The sequence below is a fragment of the Comamonas sp. w2-DMI genome, from assembly GCF_040187735.1.
GTDB lineage: Bacteria > Pseudomonadota > Gammaproteobacteria > Burkholderiales > Burkholderiaceae_C > Comamonas > Comamonas terrae.
Map to the genome: position 1 here is coordinate 233672 of NZ_JBANEL010000001.1, position 17165 is coordinate 250836.

9 protein-coding genes are annotated in these 17165 nt (G+C 64.3%); 7 read left to right on the forward strand and 2 right to left on the reverse strand.

The window, feature by feature from the left end; genetic code table 11:
• Positions 1-24 precede the first annotated feature (24 nt).
• Positions 25-720 carry a 3-oxoacid CoA-transferase subunit A gene (locus V8Z74_RS01000; RefSeq protein ID WP_066473585.1) on the reverse strand — a complete coding sequence of 232 codons (696 nt, stop codon included), beginning with the start codon at positions 718-720 and terminating at the stop codon, positions 25-27.
• Positions 721-806: 86 nt separating this feature from the next.
• Between V8Z74_RS01000 and V8Z74_RS01005 the strand changes: the two genes are divergently transcribed.
• The 4 genes from V8Z74_RS01005 to V8Z74_RS01020 all read left to right on the forward strand — a co-directional run bounded on the left by V8Z74_RS01005 (position 807) and on the right by V8Z74_RS01020 (position 8913).
• A complete protein-coding gene (locus V8Z74_RS01005) occupies positions 807-1673 on the forward strand; it encodes an IclR family transcriptional regulator domain-containing protein (protein ID WP_349707468.1) in 867 nt (288 codons plus the stop codon).
• Positions 1674-1759: 86 nt separating this feature from the next.
• Positions 1760-2464: a transposase gene (locus V8Z74_RS01010; protein WP_349707469.1), complete on the forward strand. Its 705-nt coding sequence runs from the start codon at positions 1760-1762 to the stop codon at positions 2462-2464.
• A 178-nt stretch (positions 2465-2642) separates the two neighbouring features.
• Positions 2643-7388 (forward strand): glutamate synthase-related protein, encoded by a 4746-nt coding sequence (locus V8Z74_RS01015; protein WP_349707470.1) that lies wholly within the window; start codon positions 2643-2645, stop codon positions 7386-7388.
• A gap of 49 nt (positions 7389-7437) precedes the next feature.
• On the forward strand, positions 7438-8913 hold the full coding sequence (locus V8Z74_RS01020; protein ID WP_349707471.1) for a glutamate synthase subunit beta: 1476 nt from the start codon (positions 7438-7440) through the stop codon (positions 8911-8913).
• Positions 8914-9196: 283 nt separating this feature from the next.
• On the opposite strand, the gene V8Z74_RS01025 is transcribed toward V8Z74_RS01020, so the two are convergent.
• Entirely contained in the window at positions 9197-9550 is a 354-nt protein-coding gene (locus V8Z74_RS01025; RefSeq protein WP_349707472.1) for a DUF3293 domain-containing protein, read from the reverse strand.
• 397 nt (positions 9551-9947) lie between these two features.
• On the opposite strand from V8Z74_RS01025, the gene V8Z74_RS01030 reads away from it, so the two are divergent.
• The 3 genes from V8Z74_RS01030 to V8Z74_RS01040 are packed head-to-tail and all read left to right on the forward strand — an operon-like array spanning position 9948 to position 17150.
• Positions 9948-12758, forward strand: a complete 2811-nt coding sequence (locus tag V8Z74_RS01030) for a bifunctional glycoside hydrolase/polysaccharide deacetylase family protein (protein WP_349707474.1) — start codon at positions 9948-9950, stop codon at positions 12756-12758.
• Positions 12724-16578 carry a tetratricopeptide repeat protein gene (locus V8Z74_RS01035; protein WP_349707475.1) on the forward strand — a complete coding sequence of 1285 codons (3855 nt, stop codon included), beginning with the start codon at positions 12724-12726 and terminating at the stop codon, positions 16576-16578. The genes V8Z74_RS01030 and V8Z74_RS01035 overlap by 35 nt, the downstream gene beginning before the upstream one ends.
• Before the next feature lie 20 nt (positions 16579-16598).
• The gene (locus V8Z74_RS01040) at positions 16599-17150 is read left to right on the forward strand and encodes a penicillin-binding protein activator LpoB (protein WP_066473568.1); all 552 of its coding nucleotides are present in this window, start codon (positions 16599-16601) and stop codon (positions 17148-17150) included.
• Positions 17151-17165 lie beyond the last annotated feature (15 nt).

Sequence of the window (17165 nt, forward strand, 5' to 3'; positions counted from 1 at the left end):
ATGCGGCGAGCTGCTCAGGGGTGCTCATTTCTTGAAACCGCCGGCTTGGGTGGCCACGCGGGGCACCTTGACCACCTTGCTCACGTAGATGCCGGGGGTGACCACGGCTTCGGGGTCGAGCTGGCCCAGCTCCACGATCTCATGCACCGTGGCCACGGTGAATTGGGCGGCCGCGGCCATGACGGGGCCGAAGTTGCGCGCAGCCATGCGGTAGGTGAGGTTGCCCCAGCGGTCGCCTTTTTCGGCCTTGACCAGCGCCACGTCGCCATGGATCGGGTATTCCAGCACGTACTGGCGGCCGTCGATCTCCCGCGTTTCCTTGCCCTTGGCCAGTTCGGTGCCGTAGGCCGTGGGGCAGAAGAAGGCGCCGATGCCGGCGCCGGCGGCGCGCATGCGCTCGGCCAGGTTGCCCTGGGGCACGAGTTCCAGCTCGATCTTGCCGCTGCGGTACAGCTCGTCGAACACCCAGCTGTCCACCTGGCGCGGAAAGCTGCAGATGATTTTGCGCACCTGGCCGCTCTTGAGCAGGGCGGCCAGGCCGGTATCGCCGTTGCCGGCATTGTTGTTGACCACCGTGAGCTCGCGCGCGCCGTGGGCGATCAGGCCGTCGATCAGTTCCGTGGGGTTGCCGGAAGTGCCGAAGCCGCCAATCAGCACGGTGGCGCCATCCTTAATGCCCGACAGCGCCTCGGCGACCGTGTCGGCAATTTTGTCGATCATGGAATATTCCCGATAAACCGTTGTCCCGAGGGACGTCTGTTGCTAATATGTTCGTAATAAGAACATTTGTTCGCTGAAAGAATTATATGAATCCCCCCTCTGCGAAATCGACGGTAGTAACCACATCGGTGGAAACCCTTGGTGGCCGTGCCGACACCGGGCAGGCCCCGGCGCAAAAGCCCGGAGACGGCTATGTCCAGTCCTTTGCGCGGGGGCTGGCGGTCATACGCTCCTTCAGCGCCCAGGCGCCTGAACAGACGCTGAGCGCGGTGGCTGCCGCCACCGGGCTGACGCGTGCGGGTGCGCGCCGCATCTTGCTGACGCTGCAGACGCTGGGCTATGTGAAGAGCGATGGCAAGTACTACCAGCTCACGCCGCGCATCATGGAGCTGGGCTTTGCCTATCTGAGCTCCACGCCGCTGTGGAACCTGGCCGAGCCCGTCATGGAGCGGCTGTCCGACGAGATCCGCGAATCCTGCTCGGCCGCCGTGCTCGACGGCGACGAAATCGTCTACGTGCTGCGCGTGCACACGCACAAGATCATGAGCACCAACCTGAGCGTGGGCTCGCGCCTGCCGGCCTGCTGGACTTCCATGGGGCGCGTGCTGCTGGCCAGCGAGAGCGACGAATCGCTGCGCGCGCTGCTGGCCGCACGCGACCGCCGCCAGTTCACGGCGCTGACGGAGCAGAACGACGAGAAGCTGCTGCAGCGCATCCTCGAAGTGCGCGCCCAGGGCTGGGCGCTGGTGGACCAGGAACTGGAGGAGGGCTTGATCTCGATTGCCGCGCCCGTGAAGAACGGCGCCGGCCGCACGGTGGCCGCGCTCAACATCAGCGGCCAGGCCAACCGCAACAGCGTGCAGATGATGCGCGAGCAGCTGCTGCCCCAGCTGCTCGCTGCCACGCAGCACATCAGCCAGCTGCTGCGCGCATCGGGGCGCATGCAACTGTGAGGCCCGATGGCCGAGGAGCGCAGGTGCGAGCGGGCGCTCCATAATTGCCGCACCGCTTTTCCACCTGCACAGCGCTTTTTTGCCCCATGGCCCGTCTGCCCCGCCTCACCCTCGCCAACCAGGCGCATCACGTCATCCAGCGCGGCAACAACGGCGCGGAGATCTTTATCGATGTGCAGGACCGGCAAACCATGCTGGACCTGTTGCGCGAGATGGCGCGGCGTTTCGATGTGGATGTGCATGCCTACGTGCTCATGCCCGACCATTTCCACCTGCTGCTCACGCCGCGCACGGCCGAGGCGCTCCCGCAGCTCATGCAGGCCGTGGGGCGCAGCTATGTGCGCTATTTCAACAACCGCCATGGCCGCAGCGGTACCCTGTGGGAAGGGCGCTACCGCTGCACGGTGCTGCAGGCCGAGGAATGGCTGATTCCCACCATGGTGTCCATGGACCTCAACCCCGTGCGTGCGGGCCTGGTGCAAAAGGCTGCGGACTGGCCCTGGTCCAGCTACGGGGCCAATGCCGGCCTGCGCAACGATGCGCTGGTCAGTCCACACCGGATGTTCTGGACGCTGGGCAACACGCCGTTCGCGCGCGATGCCGCCTATGCCCAGGCAGTGGAAGCGGGTCTGGCCAGCAGCGACCAGGAGCGCATCAGCCACGCGGCGATGCGCGGCTGGGCCCTTGGGGACGAGGCATTCATTGAAAAATTGCAACAGCAAACCGAGCGGCGCGTGAAGCGCCAGCGGGCCGGGCGCCCTCCCAAGAGCGTACAAACCTCCGAAGAGTAATTTCCTAAGTTGTTGATTCAATGGGGTTCTTTCCTTCGATTTTAAGGTGTCCCTAATTAATTTCTTATGAAACTTATTGGATATTAATTAGTATCTGACCCCAATTAAAAAATATTGCATAAGGTCATGTGCTGTCGTAATCTTGCGGTCCCTGCGATAGAAAACTGAGGATTCCCCCATGACGACGGCTTCCGAGATCCAGCATCTCCAAGACCACGGTCTGTACTCCAAGAGCAACGAACACGACGCCTGCGGCCTGGGCTTCGTGGCCCACATCAAGGGCGAGAAGCGCCATGACATCGTGCTGGGCGCGCTCAAGATCCTGGAGAACATCGACCACCGTGGTGCCGTGGGCGCCGACAAGCTCATGGGCGACGGCGCGGGCATCCTGATCCAGATTCCCGACCAGCTCTACCGCGAAGAGATGGCCAAGCAAGGCGTGGAACTGCCGCCCGCCGGCGAATACGGCGTGGGCATGATCTTCCTGCCCAAGGAGCATGCTTCGCGCCTGGCCTGCGAGCAGGAGATGGAGCGCGCGATCAAGGCCGAGGGCCAGGTGCTGCTGGGCTGGCGCGACGTGCCCGTGAACCGCGACATGCCCATGTCGCCCACCGTGCAGGAAAAGGAGCCCATCCTGCGCCAGGTGTTCATCGGCCGCGGCACGGACGTGATCGTGCAGGACGCGCTGGAACGCAAGCTCTACGTGATCCGCAAGACGGCCAGCGCCGCCATCCAGAACCTCAAGCTCAAGCACAGCAAGGAATACTACGTTCCCAGCATGAGCAGCCGCACCGTGGTCTACAAGGGCCTGCTGCTGGCCGACCAGGTGGGCGTGTACTACAAGGACCTGTCCGACGAGCGCTGCGTCTCGGCCATCGGCCTGGTGCACCAGCGCTTTTCCACCAACACCTTCCCCGAGTGGCCGCTGGCCCACCCCTATCGCTATGTGGCCCACAACGGTGAAATCAACACCGTGCGCGGCAACTACAACTGGATGCTGGCGCGCGAAGGCGTGATGGCCTCGCCCGTGCTCGGAGAAGACCTCAAGAAGCTGTATCCGATCAGCTTCGCCGGCCAGTCCGACACGGCCACCTTCGACAACTGCCTGGAACTGCTGACCATGGCCGGCTACCCGATCAGCCAGGCCGTGATGATGATGATCCCCGAACCCTGGGAGCAGCACGAGGCCATGGACGAGCGCCGCCGCGCCTTCTATGAATACCACGCCGCCATGATCGAGCCCTGGGACGGCCCGGCCTCCATCGTGTTCACCGATGGCCGCCAGATCGGCGCCACGCTGGACCGCAACGGCCTGCGCCCCTCGCGCTACTGCATCACCGACGACAACCTGGTCATCCTGGCCTCCGAAGCCGGCGTGCTGCCCGTGCCCGATAGCAAGATCGTGCGCAAGTGGCGCCTGCAGCCCGGCAAGATGCTGCTCATCGACCTGGAGCAGGGCCGCATGATCGAGGACGAGGAGCTCAAGGCCAACATCGTCAACACCAAGCCCTACAAGCAGTGGATCGAGAACCTGCGCATCAAGCTCGACAGCCTGGAAACCGGCGAACCCGCGCAGAGCGCCGAGCAGCAGGTGCCGTTTGCCGCGCTGCCGCTGCTGGACCGCCAGCAGGCCTTCGGCTTCACGCAGGAAGACATCAAGTTCCTGCTCGCGCCCATGGCCGAGAAGGGCGAGGAGGGCATCGGCTCCATGGGCAACGACAGCCCGCTGGCCGTGCTGTCCGACAAGAACAAGCCGCTGTACAACTACTTTCGCCAGATGTTCGCCCAGGTGACGAACCCGCCGATCGACCCGATCCGCGAGGCCATCGTCATGTCCCTGGTGTCCTTCGTGGGCCCCAAGCCCAATCTGCTGGACATCAACCAGGTCAACCCGCCCATGCGCCTGGAGCTGCAGCAGCCCGTGCTGGACTTCGAGGCCATGGCCAAGCTGCGCGACATCGAAAAGTACACGCACGGCAAGTTCAAGAGCGCCACCATCGACATCACCTATCCGCTGGCCTGGGGCAAGCAGGGCGTGGAAGCCAAGCTGGCCTCGCTGTGCGCGCAGGCCGTGGACGAAATCAAGGGCGGCGCCAACATCCTCATCATCAGCGACCGCGGCATGAACGCCACGCAGGTGGCCATTCCCGCACTGCTGGCGCTGTCGGCCATCCACCAGCACCTGGTGCGTGAAGGCCTGCGCACCACGGCCGGCCTGGTGGTGGAAACCGGCACGGCCCGCGAAGTGCACCACTTCGCCGTGCTGGCCGGCTACGGCGCCGAAGCCGTGCATCCCTACCTGGCCATGGAAACGCTGGTGGACATCTTCCGCCGCGAAGGCAGCCCCGTCACGCCCGAGAAAGCCGTCTACAACTATGTCAAGGGCATCGGCAAGGGCCTGTCCAAGATCATGTCCAAGATGGGCGTGTCCACCTACATGTCCTACTGCGGCGCCCAGCTCTTCGAATGCGTGGGCCTGAACAGCGACACCGTGGAGAAGTACTTCACGGGCACGGCCAGCCGCGTCGAGGGCATCGGCGTGTTCGAGATCGCCGAGGAAACCATCCGCAACCACGAGGCTGCCTTCAGCGACGATCCGGTGCTGGCCGACATGCTGGACGCGGGCGGCGAATACGCCTGGCGTGCCCGCGGCGAGGAGCACATGTGGACGCCCGACGCCATTGCCAAGCTGCAGCACTCCACGCGTGCCAACAACTGGAGCACCTACAAGGAATACGCCCAGATCATCAATGACCAGAGCAAGCGCCACATGACGCTGCGCGGCCTGTTCGAGTTCAAGTTCGATCCGGCCAAGGCCATTCCCGTGGACCAGGTCGAGCCGGCCAAGGAAATCGTCAAGCGCTTCGCCACCGGCGCCATGTCGCTGGGCTCCATCTCCACCGAGGCGCATGCCACGCTGGCCGTGGCCATGAACCGCATCGGCGGCAAGAGCAACACCGGCGAAGGCGGCGAGGACCCCAGGCGCTACCGCAACGAGCTCAAGGGCATTCCGATCACCAAGGGCGAGACCCTGGCCTCCATCATCGGCAAGGACAAGGTCGAATCCGACATCGTGCTGGAAGCCGGCGACTCGCTGCGCTCCAGGATCAAGCAGGTGGCGTCGGGCCGCTTCGGCGTCACGGCCGAATACTTGGCTTCCTCGGACCAGATCCAGATCAAGATGGCCCAGGGCGCCAAGCCCGGCGAAGGCGGCCAACTGCCCGGCGGCAAGGTCTCCGACTACATCGGTGCGCTGCGCCACAGCGTGCCCGGCGTGGGCCTGATCTCGCCCCCGCCCCACCACGACATCTATTCGATCGAGGACCTGGCCCAGCTGATCCACGACCTGAAGAACGTGGCCCCGCATGCCGACGTCTCGGTCAAGCTGGTGTCCGAAGTCGGCGTGGGCACGATTGCCGCAGGCGTGGCCAAGTGCAAGAGCGACCATGTGGTGATCGCCGGCCATGACGGCGGCACGGGCGCCTCGCCCTGGTCCTCGATCAAGCATGCCGGCTCGCCCTGGGAAATCGGCCTGGCCGAAACCCAGCAGACCCTGGTGCTCAACCGCCTGCGCGGCCGCATCCGCGTGCAGGCCGACGGCCAGATGAAGACCGGCCGCGACGTGGTCATCGGTGCGCTGCTGGGGGCCGACGAGTTCGGCTTCGCCACGGCGCCGCTGGTGGTCGAGGGCTGCATCATGATGCGCAAGTGCCACCTCAACACCTGCCCCGTGGGCGTGGCCACGCAGGACCCGGTGCTGCGCGCCAAGTTCTCGGGCAAGCCCGAGCATGTGGTGAACTACTTCTTCTTCATTGCCGAGGAAGTGCGCCAGATCATGGCCCAGCTGGGCATTGCCAGGTTCGACGACCTGATCGGCCGCTCCGACCTGCTCGACACCCGCAAGGGCATCGAGCACTGGAAGGCCCAGGGCCTGGACTTCAGCCGCCTGTTTGCCCAGCCGCAAGTGGCTGCCGACGTGGCCCGCTACCATGTGGAAAAGCAGGAACACGGCCTGGAGAAGGCGCTGGACACCAAGCTCATCGAGCGCTGCCAGCCTGCCATCAGCAAGGGCGAGCCCGTGCGCATCATGGAAGTGGCGCGCAATGTGAACCGCTCCGTGGGCGCCATGCTCTCGGGCGCCGTGACCAAGGTGCACCCCGAAGGCCTGCCCGACGACACCATCCGCATCCACTTCGAGGGCACGGGCGGCCAGTCCTTCGGCGCCTTCCTGTGCAACGGCATCACGCTGAACCTGACCGGCGAAGCCAACGACTACACGGGCAAGGGCCTGTCGGGCGGCCGCGTGATCGTGCGTCCCAGCCATGAATTCCGCGGCAATGCCACGGCCAACACCATCGTGGGCAACACCGTGATGTTCGGCGCCACCAGCGGCGAGGCCTTCTTCTCCGGCGTGGCCGGCGAGCGCTTCGCGGTGCGCCTGTCGGGCGCCACGGCGGTGGTCGAAGGCGTGGGCGACCACGGCTGCGAATACATGACCGGCGGCACCGTGGTGGTGCTGGGCAGGACGGGCCGCAATTTCGCGGCCGGCATGAGCGGCGGCGTGGCCTATGTCTACGACGAGGACGGCCAGTTCGCCCAGCGCTGCAACACCGCCTCGGTCAAGCTCGAGAAGGTGCTGCCGCACGACGAGTTCGTCTCGCGCATCGACCCCGCCATCTGGCACCGCGGCCAGAGCGACGACGAGCAGCTGCGTGCACTGCTGGAGGCGCACAGCCGCTGGACGGGCTCCACCCGCGCCCGCGAGCTGCTGGACAACTGGGCCGCCGCGCGCGCCCGGTTCGTCAAGGTGTTCCCGACCGAGTACCAGCGTGCCCTCGGCGAGATCTATGAACGCAAGCAAAAGGAAAAGCAAGCCGCATCCGCGCAAGCCACTCCCCGAAAGGAAGCAGCCCTGGCCAAGTGATGGCCGCCGCTGAACTTCTCGCGAACACAGATTTCAAGGATTGAACACCATGGGCAAGACCACCGGATTTCTCGAATACGAACGCATCGAAGAGGGCTATGCGCCCGTCGCCGAACGCCTCAAGCACTACAAGGAGTTCGTGATCGGCCTCGATGAAGGCCAGGCACGCCAGCAGGCGGCACGCTGCATGGACTGCGGCACGCCGTTCTGCAACAACGGCTGTCCCGTCAACAACATCATCCCGGACTTCAACGACCTCGTGTACCGCGGCGACTGGAAGAACGCCATCGCCACGCTGCACAGCACCAACAACTTCCCCGAGTTCACGGGCCGCATCTGCCCCGCGCCCTGCGAGGCGGCCTGCGTGGCCAATATCAACATCGCGCCCATCGGCATCAAGTCCATCGAGCACGCCATCATCGACCGCGCCTGGGAGGAAGGCTGGGTCCAGCCCCTGCCGCCCAAGCACCAGACGGGCAAGAAGGTGGCCGTGGTCGGCGCCGGCCCGGCCGGCCTGGCCGCCGCCCAGCAATTGGTGCGCGCGGGCCACGACGTGACCCTGTTCGAGAAGAACGACCGCGTGGGCGGCCTGCTGCGCTACGGCATTCCCGACTTCAAGCTGGACAAGGCGCTGATCGACCGCCGCGTCGAGCAGCTCGTGGCCGAGGGCCTGAAGATCCGCACCGGCGTGCTCATCGCCGGCAAGGACGGCCTGGGCCAGGACTCCAAGGTCACCAACTGGGCGAAGGAAACCATCAGCCCCGAGCAGCTCAAGGCCGAGTTCGACGCCGTGCTGCTGACCGGCGGTTCCGAGCAGTCGCGCGACCTGCCCGTGCCGGGCCGCGACCTGGACGGCATCCATTTCGCGATGGAGTTCCTGCCGCAGCAGAACAAGGTCAACGCCGGCGACAAGCTCAAGGGCCAGATCCGCGCGGACGGCAAGCACGTCATCGTGATCGGCGGCGGCGATACGGGCTCGGACTGCGTGGGCACCAGCAACCGCCACGGCGCCAAGAGCGTGACCCAGTTCGAGGTCATGCCCATGCCGCCCGAGCAGGAGAACAAGCCCCTGGTCTGGCCCTACTGGCCGATCAAGCTGCGCACTTCGTCCAGCCACGACGAAGGCTGCGAGCGCGAATTTGCCATCTCCACCAAGGAATTCATCGGTGAGAAGGGCAAGGTCAAGAGCCTGCGCACCGTGCAGGTCGAGTTCAAGGACGGCAAGCTGGCCGAAGTGGCAGGCACCGAAAAGGTCTGGCCCGCCGACCTGGTGCTGCTGGCCATGGGCTTTGTGCATCCGGTGGCCACCGTGCTCGATGCCTTCGGCGTGGACAAGGACGCACGGGGCAACGCCAAGGCCACGACCGACTTCATCGGCGGCTACGCGACCAGCGTGCCCAAGGTGTTCGCCGCCGGCGACATCCGCCGCGGCCAGTCCCTGGTCGTGTGGGCCATCCGCGAAGGCCGCCAGGCCGCGCGTGCGGTGGACGAGTTCCTGATGGGCTGCAGCGAGCTGCCTCGCTAAGGCCATGGGCCCGTCCTTCGCGGACGGCCCTGAAGGACTGGAAGCCGCAACCTGACCGGGGTTGCGGCACGTGAGAGCCGCCAGACCATGGGCACCGGTGAGAGCTCCGATGGGGCAGCGAACTGCCCCATGGAAACCCATGGCTGCAGCCTTGGTCGAAAAAGCGCCCTTCGGGGCGTTTTTTATTTCGATAGCAGCTTGCGCGCTCCTACCTTCAGTTCAGCTCAACAATGCTCTGGATCTAAAGGCTGGACAGCGCAGGCAGCTATCAAATCGATAGAGATCAGCGCAGCCACAGCAGCGCCGGTGTTGCATCGGCATCGCAGAACAGCACGGCATTCTGTTGCCATTGCTCGCCCCAGGTGCGTGCAGCAGGCACATCCATGCCCCAGACCAGCACACTGGCTTCGCCGGGCCACTGGTCTTGCGGATCCTGGCCGACTCCGGTCTCGAACTTCCAGCCGCCGGCCTTCAGCGCTTCACGCAGCTGGTGCATGCGCCGGGCATTGTCCTCGGCGCCAAGCAACTGTCCATGCGGATTGCAGGCCGTCAGATAGGTGGCGCAGCGGACCTGATGCCGCGCATAGCCGGCCAGCAGCATGGGCTGGTGCACGCCGACCTGCAGCAGCCAGTCCATTCCGGGAGCGCTTCCCCCATGCACGCGGTACAGGGCGTGTCGATACGCATGTTGCAAATGAAGAGGAAGTTTTGTGTGTTGGCCGGACATGGCGCACGGATCGGATTCTGAATGGCTGCAATGGTATTGGCTTGCCTCATGCATCCTTTACTGCGGGCGAGCGTGGTGCTCTGCATTTATTCGTCGGTGCTTTTACCTACGCTATTGCCATGCCTTCCATAGCAGCTACCCTTGGATACACGCGGAAGCAGAAATTTTTAGAAGACACGCCAAGTAACATATTTACGCGTAATCTAGTGTTTCCCCTGTTTCACGAAAGTTTTTAACAAACGAAAGTTGGTTGTCGATACAAAATAACTATATAGATTCTTAAAACTACCTTTCCAAGGGAGAAGCCGTGAACGCTTTCCTGCGAAGCTGCGTGTTCTGCTGGGCGCTGTTGTGCAGCTGGTGCATCCCGGCTGCAGAGCCGGCGGTGGCCGTCTATTACGGCAGCAAGGCTTCGCTGAGCGAGCTCGGCCTGTATGACATCGCCGTCGTCGAACCCGACCATGGCTATGATCCGGTGCGCTTTCGCCAGCAGTCGCCGGGTAGCGAGCTCTATGCCTATGCCTCGGTGGCAGAGGTGCTGCCGGACAGGGCTTATTTCCGGAAAATTCCTGCCGAATGGAAATTGGCGCGCAATGGAGCCTGGCGCTCGATCGTGATCGACCAGACCCCTGCGCAATGGCCGGCATTCTTCGCGGATGAGGTGATTGCTCCGCTGTGGGACAAGGGGTTCCGGGGCTTCTTTCTGGATACGCTGGATTCCTACCGCCTGGCCGCGAACTTCGATGAAGCTGCGCAGCAGGAGGGGTTGGTCCGCGTCATCGACACCCTGCATCAGCGCTTCCCGGGCATCCGGCTGATTCTCAACCGCGGCTTCGAGATCGTGCCGCGCGTGCGCGACAAGATCCAGATGGTGGCCGCGGAGTCGCTGTATCGCGGCTGGGATGCAAACCTCAAGCGCTATGTGGACATACCGGCCAAGGACCGCGAATGGCTGCTGCAGCAGCTGCAGGCCATTCGCGAGCGCGACAAGCTGCCGGTGCTGGCCATCGACTATGTGGCGCCTCACGATCGCGATGCCACGCGCGACACGGCACGGCGCATTGCGCTGTTGGGCATCATTCCCTGGGTGAGCGATGCCGACCTGCAGACGCTGGGCATAGGTAGCGTCGAAACCGTGGCACGCCGGGTGCTGGTGCTCTACAACGGTGCGGACGATCCGGCACTGAACTATTCGTCGGCCCATCGCTTTCTGGAGATGCCCATCAACTACATGGGCTATATCGTGGACTATGCCGATGTCCGCTCTCCATTGCCGGCCGATGTGGTGCGCGATCGCTATGCCGGTGTGGTGAGCTGGTTCGGCGGCGCCATTCCCGATGCGCGTTTCAAGGATGTGCGTGCATGGCTCATGCGCCAGATGCAGCAAGGCATGCCGGTGCTGATGATGGACGCGCCGGGCATTCCGCTGGATCGCACGCTGATGACGACGCTGGGGGTGCGCAGCATGGAGGCCGCGCCGGCCTTTCCGCTGAAGAAGGCCGAGCAGTCGCCGCTGATGGGCTTCGAGGCCGAGCCTGCCGATCCGGCGCATGACTACTCCGGCTGGCTGCTGACGCCGCAGATGCTGCAGCAGAGCAGGCAGTTGCTGTCTTTCGATGATGCGAAGGGGCAGCGCTTTGTCTCGGCGGCCATTACGCCATGGGGAGGTTTTGCGATGAGTCCCTACGTGGTGGCCGACATACCAGGCACTGAGCAGTCGAGATGGGTGGTTGATCCGTTCAAGCTGCTGAAGCAGGCGCTGAGGCTCCCTGATTTCCCGGTGCCGGACGTGACAACCGAGAACGGCCGCCGGTTGCTCATGGCCCATGTGGACGGTGACGGCTTTCCTTCCAGGGCCGAGGCGCCCGGAGCTCCTTTTGCCGGAGAAATGCTGCGCCGCGAAATCCTGGAGCGTTATCGCATCCCGCATACGATATCCGTCATCGAAGCCGAAGTGTCGCCCCAGGGCCTGTATCCCCGATGGGCGGATCAGCTCGAAGGCATTGCCAGGCGCATCTTCGCGATGCCGAATGTCGAGATCGCGAGCCACTCCTATTCGCACCCCTATCTGTGGGACCGGACCGTGAGCCACGGCCTGTTTGCGGAGAGCAAGGAAGTGGATCTAAACCTCAACATTCCAGGCTATCAGATGGATCTGCGCCGCGAAATCGAGGGCTCGGTCGACTACATCCGCAGACGCCTGGCGCCCGAGGGCAAGCCAGTCAAGGTGTTCCTGTGGACGGGCGATACGGCTCCCAGCGCGGAGGCCCTGGCCATTTCGGATGCGGCGGGCCTGCTCAACATGAACGGCGGGGATACCTCGATCACGCGCAGCAATCCATCGCTGACCGAAGTCAAGAGCTGGGGCATCCGGAAAGGCGGCCATCTGCAGATCTACGCGCCTGTCACCAATGAGAATATCTACACCAATCTGTGGCACGGCCCCTTCTACGGTTTCGAGCGCGTCATCGAGACGTTCGAGATGACGGATGCGCCAAGGCGGCTCAAGGCCGTGGATATCTACTACCACTCCTATTCGGCCAGCAAGCAGGCGAGCCTCAAGGCCTTGCACAAGGCCTACGGCTGGGCAATGAGCCAACGCCTGCATCCGGTCTATGCCTCCGAGTACATCCGCAAGGTCGCGGATTTCTACGAATTTGCGATCGGCAGGGAAGGGGATGCCTGGCGGCTGCGCGGTCCGGGGCAGCTGCGCACGCTGCGTCTGCCTCCCGGCATGGGCGTTCCCGTGGTCGACGCCGGCTCGGGCATCGCGGGTTATGTGAAAGGGGTAGATGGCTATTACCTGCATCTGGTCAATGGCGCTGCCCGGGTAAAGATGCGTGAGGAAGCGGCTGCCGCTGCGGCGCTCCCCTATCTGGTGGATGCCAATGCCCGTCTGGGAGAGTGGCAGCCCCAGCCGGATGGCGGCCTGCGTTTGACACTGGAAGGCCATGTACCGCTGGAGCTGCGCATGTATCTGCCTCCGGGCTGCTCGCTGAGTTCGGCGAGTACTGCAAACCCCATCAGCGCGGTGCCTGCGTCGGACCGCTCTGCCATTCGTTCCTTTAGAAGTGCCCACAATCGTGCCCAATTACAAGCGCAATGCCGGGCGCTCTGAGCGCCCGATCACGGTTCCTTCCTGGCTGATTGCACTGCTGGCAGTGCTGATCGGCGGGGCCTTGTGGATGCTTTTCCCGAAGCAGGCCCTGGAGCGCCGGCTCTCCGATACTGCGGATGACTCGGAACTTTCTCTCAACTATCTGACCAACCTGCTCAAGAGCGATCCGGGCAACGAGCGCCTGCAGGCACTGTTCAAGGCCAAGCAGCAGCGGCTTGAGGCAATCAAGCAGGCGGCCGAGGATGCGCGCAAGCAGGCATTGCCCGACGCCGCCGCCAAGGCCTGGGACCATTGGCAGACGTTGTACCAGCGCTATCTGGAGGCGCAGAAGCAAGGACATCGGGCCGCAGGGCAGGCCAAGCTGCTGGCTCCGGAAGTGATTGCGGCCCTCAAGGCCGTGCCACGGGATCAACTGAGCAAGGAGCAGGTGCTCTATCTGGCATCTTGCGCTTTGGTGCTCGATGACATGCCGCTGGCCTCGTCGGTCTACGAGGAGCTTGCCCAGAAACAGCCGGACGTTGCAGAGAAGGCCCGGGTCCAGGAAGCGGCAGCACGCCAGATGCTGGGATTGTCGATGTACGAGGATTCCGCCCGCTGGCTGCGCAAGGCCAGCGCCACGATCCATGATGAACAGCAGTCGCGTGAATATCTGTGGCAGGCCCTGCAGGTGCTGCAGTCCGGAAACAGAACCCGGGAGGCGCTGGCCTGGGCGCGCGAGCAGCAAGACCTGCTGGGCCGCGACCCCGAGACACTGCGCAAGCTGATTGCGCTGGCACGCGCCGCCGGGGATACGGCAGAGGCGGAGCGCTACGCCAAACTTTTGCTCAAGCTGTCGCTGCTGCAGCAGTGGCAAAGCATGCACGGTACGGATGTGGCCGTGGCCGGTGCCGCCGACGATGGAGCCTGGGCATTGAGGCATATGGCGTGGAATGCGTCAGGATGGGCCATGGTGCGTACGGCCGCAGCGGGCAAGCGGGCTTCACCCGGCCTGCCGTTTGACGACAAGACCTATCAGTTGGGCTATGAGGTTTTTCTGGAAAACCGCAACCTGGAAGACGCCTGGCGCGTAGCCGATGCCGCGGTGCGGCAGGCGCCTCAGAACATGGTGTGGCGAGAACGCCTGGCCCAGGTTTCGGAATGGTCGGGGCGCCCACAGGTAGCGCTGGACAACTGGCTGGCCATTGCCCAGGCCACACAGCGCGAAGATGCGTGGAAATCCGTGATGCGCCTTGCTCCCGGCCTGTTCGACGACCGCGCGCTGGTGGCCGGACTGCGGCATCAGCTGAGCCAGCGTCCCGGGGACCTCGCCATGCAGCGGGCCCTGGTTCAGGCATATGAACGCCAGGCCGAACCTCAGCCTGCAATCGACTACCTGCAGGCCCATGGTTCGACGCCGGAGTCCCAGATTCTGCTGGCCCAGCTGGCCGAGCGTGCGGGACAGCACAAGGTGGCGCTCGATGCCTGGAAGCGCGTGCTGCGCGACCCGGAGCAGCGTACCCCCGCCAATACGATGCCGGCTGCCGTGCTGGCTTTTCTCCAGGGCGAAAGAGAGTTGGGCCTGGAATGGTTGAAGGATGCCCAGTCCCGTGTGCCAGCCCATATGAGCGAGGAGGCCGATTACTGGCGGCTGCTGGGCGAAGTGGCGCAAAAGCAGCGCCAGGAGGATTTGTCGCTCAAGGCGTTCCGGCGCCTGCTGGAGATGCCGGATGCGACGGCACGGGATTTCGACGAGGTCATCAATCTGCTGATGCGCACAAACCGGCGCGAAGCCGCGCAGGTCTCGCTGCGGGCCTGGGAACAGTTCCACGATCCGCGCCACCTGACCCAGGCCTTGTACATGCTCGAGGACCAAGGCGACTGGAATCGGGTCGGCCAGCAGCTCGCGCTGGTCATGGCCGACCCGAAATTGGCGGGCATGTTGCTGGAGCAGCCAGCCTTTCTTCATGCCGCAGCACTCTACTACCAGCGAGCAGGTCAGGCCCACAAGGCGCTTGCATTGCTGCAGCGCGGCCTGAAGCTGGACCCAGGCTCGACCCTGATGCGCCAGTCACTGCTTTGGTTGCTTGTCGACACGCAGGATGCCGCGGTGCTCAAGCCGTTGCTGGCGCAGGTGGAGGCGGCCTGGGCCCAGGATCCGGAAATGCACGATGCGCTGGCTGCGGCATACATGGCGCTGTCGCGTCCTACGGTGGCCCTGCAGCGCTACCTGCGCCCCCACCTGGCAGAGAACAGGGATGACTTCCTGTGGATGATGAACTATGCCGATGCGCTGGAGCAGGACCAGCAGATCGATCTGGCATGGCGGTTGCGCCGGGATCTGTGGGCCCGGCAGGCGCGCGGAACATTCGCTGGCGCTGAAGGCGCAGCCACCGCGGATGCCGAGAAGGACAGGGCGTTGCGCCGCTGGCTGACGCCGCAGGGACTGGATGAAGTGCAACGCCAGGCCCGCAACCGGCTGATGCTCTCGCAGCTGCACGGTGACGACGAACTGGCGCTGCTGCGCGAGCTGATGCGCATGGACGGCACCGATGGCCGACGAGATTTCTCGCCCGCGGCCGTGGAGCTGGCCATCGCCTGGCTGCAGGATCGCGGCGAGTATTCCACCGAGCGCGGCTACTTGTGGCAGCAATATGCGCTGAGCCGCGGCAAACGTGCCAACCGGCCGCTGTGGGCGGAGATCACCGTGGCGCTGGCCGAGAAGGATCATGCCCAGGCAGGGCAGTTGCTGGAGCGGCACGACGAAGGCCTGGCGCGCTACGACCGCATCAATGCCGCGTCGATGTCGGGCGATGGCCGCCTGGCGCAGACAGCTGCCTTCGAGACCCAGCTGGACCAGCCCGATGACGATACCCTGCATCTGGCGTTGACCGAGCAACTGCTGGCTTTCAGCGACTACGCGGGCGTGCAGCTGCACAGCCGGCGGCTGGATGGCATAGACGAACAGCTCAAGCAGCTGCGCTGGCATTGGGCATTAAGTTCGCGTTGGGCCCTGGATCTCGATGCGGATCACAACCGCCGTACCGTGAATGATCGCGGCACCGTGCAAGCGCCTTCATCCGAGCGTGGCATAGGCCTGCGCCTGACGCGCAAGACACAGGAGTCCCGCAGCGAGTTCATGCTCGGTCGGCGTGAAAGCCTGGAAAGCTATACACCCATGCAGGTCTCGCATATGCAGAGCGTGGGCAACCGCTGGAGCGTACAGGCTTCATTGGGGCGCAATCTGCAGGCCCAGGAGACACTGCCGATGCGTATGGGCGGCATGAAGGACCGTGTGGCTGTGGGCGCCAGCTATCAGCTGTCGCGGCTCGACCAGCTCAGCCTGGAGTTCGCTGCAGACCGCTATCGCCTGCAGACGGGGACGCGCATAGGCTCGGGAAACCACACCACGCTGCAATACACCCATACCTACCGCAATGAGGCGCCGATGATCCAGTTCGGGGCCTTCACGTCATGGCATCGGTTCAGCCGCAGCGATCCCGCGCTGCTCGGAGGACGTGATGTCGCTGTCCTGCGGTATCTGCCCGCGGGCGAAGTGCCCGGCATGGACTATCTGTTGCCCGGCAACTTCCGGTTCTCGGGAATCCAGGTCTCGACCAACATGCACTATGCGCAGGAATACTCGCGCGCATTGCGGCCCTTTGCCAGCCTCGCCCTGACCCATCACAGCATCAACGGCGCGGGCTATGACCTGAGTTTCGGCCTGGCCACCAGCGTGTTCGGTGCGGACCATCTGATGGTGGGCCTGAATTTCTCCAAGTCGGGTGTGAATACCACCGGCACCACCCGCGAACTGCAGCTCGCCTACCGCCTTCACTTCTGAAGCTTTCAAGGAGTTCTCCCATGACACACCGTACCTTTCTTGCAGCCCGTATCCGCGTGCTCACGGGTGCTGCCCTGATCGGGCTGCTTTCCGCATGCTCCACCCTGGACCAGGGCACGGCTCCTGCCCTGGAAAAGAATGCCAGCTGGGCGGTATTGCCGTTCGAGAACCATACCGAAACACCCATGGCCGGCAGCCGCGCCGAAAGCATCGCCACGACCCTGCTGCACACCCGCGGGATCCATTCCGTCAAGCGCTATACCGGCGATGCGCAGCAGGAAACCCTGTTCGATGGACGCGATACCAAGCGCCGGGAGGATGCGCTGGCCTGGGCACGCAGCGAAGGTGTCCGCTATGCGCTGCTCGGCTCCGTGGACGAGTGGCGCTACAAGGTCGGTGTGGACGGTGAGCCTGCTGTCGGCGTAGCCCTGGAGATCGTCGACGTGGAAAAGGGCTCCACCGTCTGGAGCGGTGCCGGTGGCCAGAGTGGTTGGAGCCGCGAGGCCCTGTCGGCCGTGGGGCAGAAACTCATCCGCAAACTCCTGGGCACCGGCCTGGCGAGCGCGCAGTAAGCACCGAACAGGAAT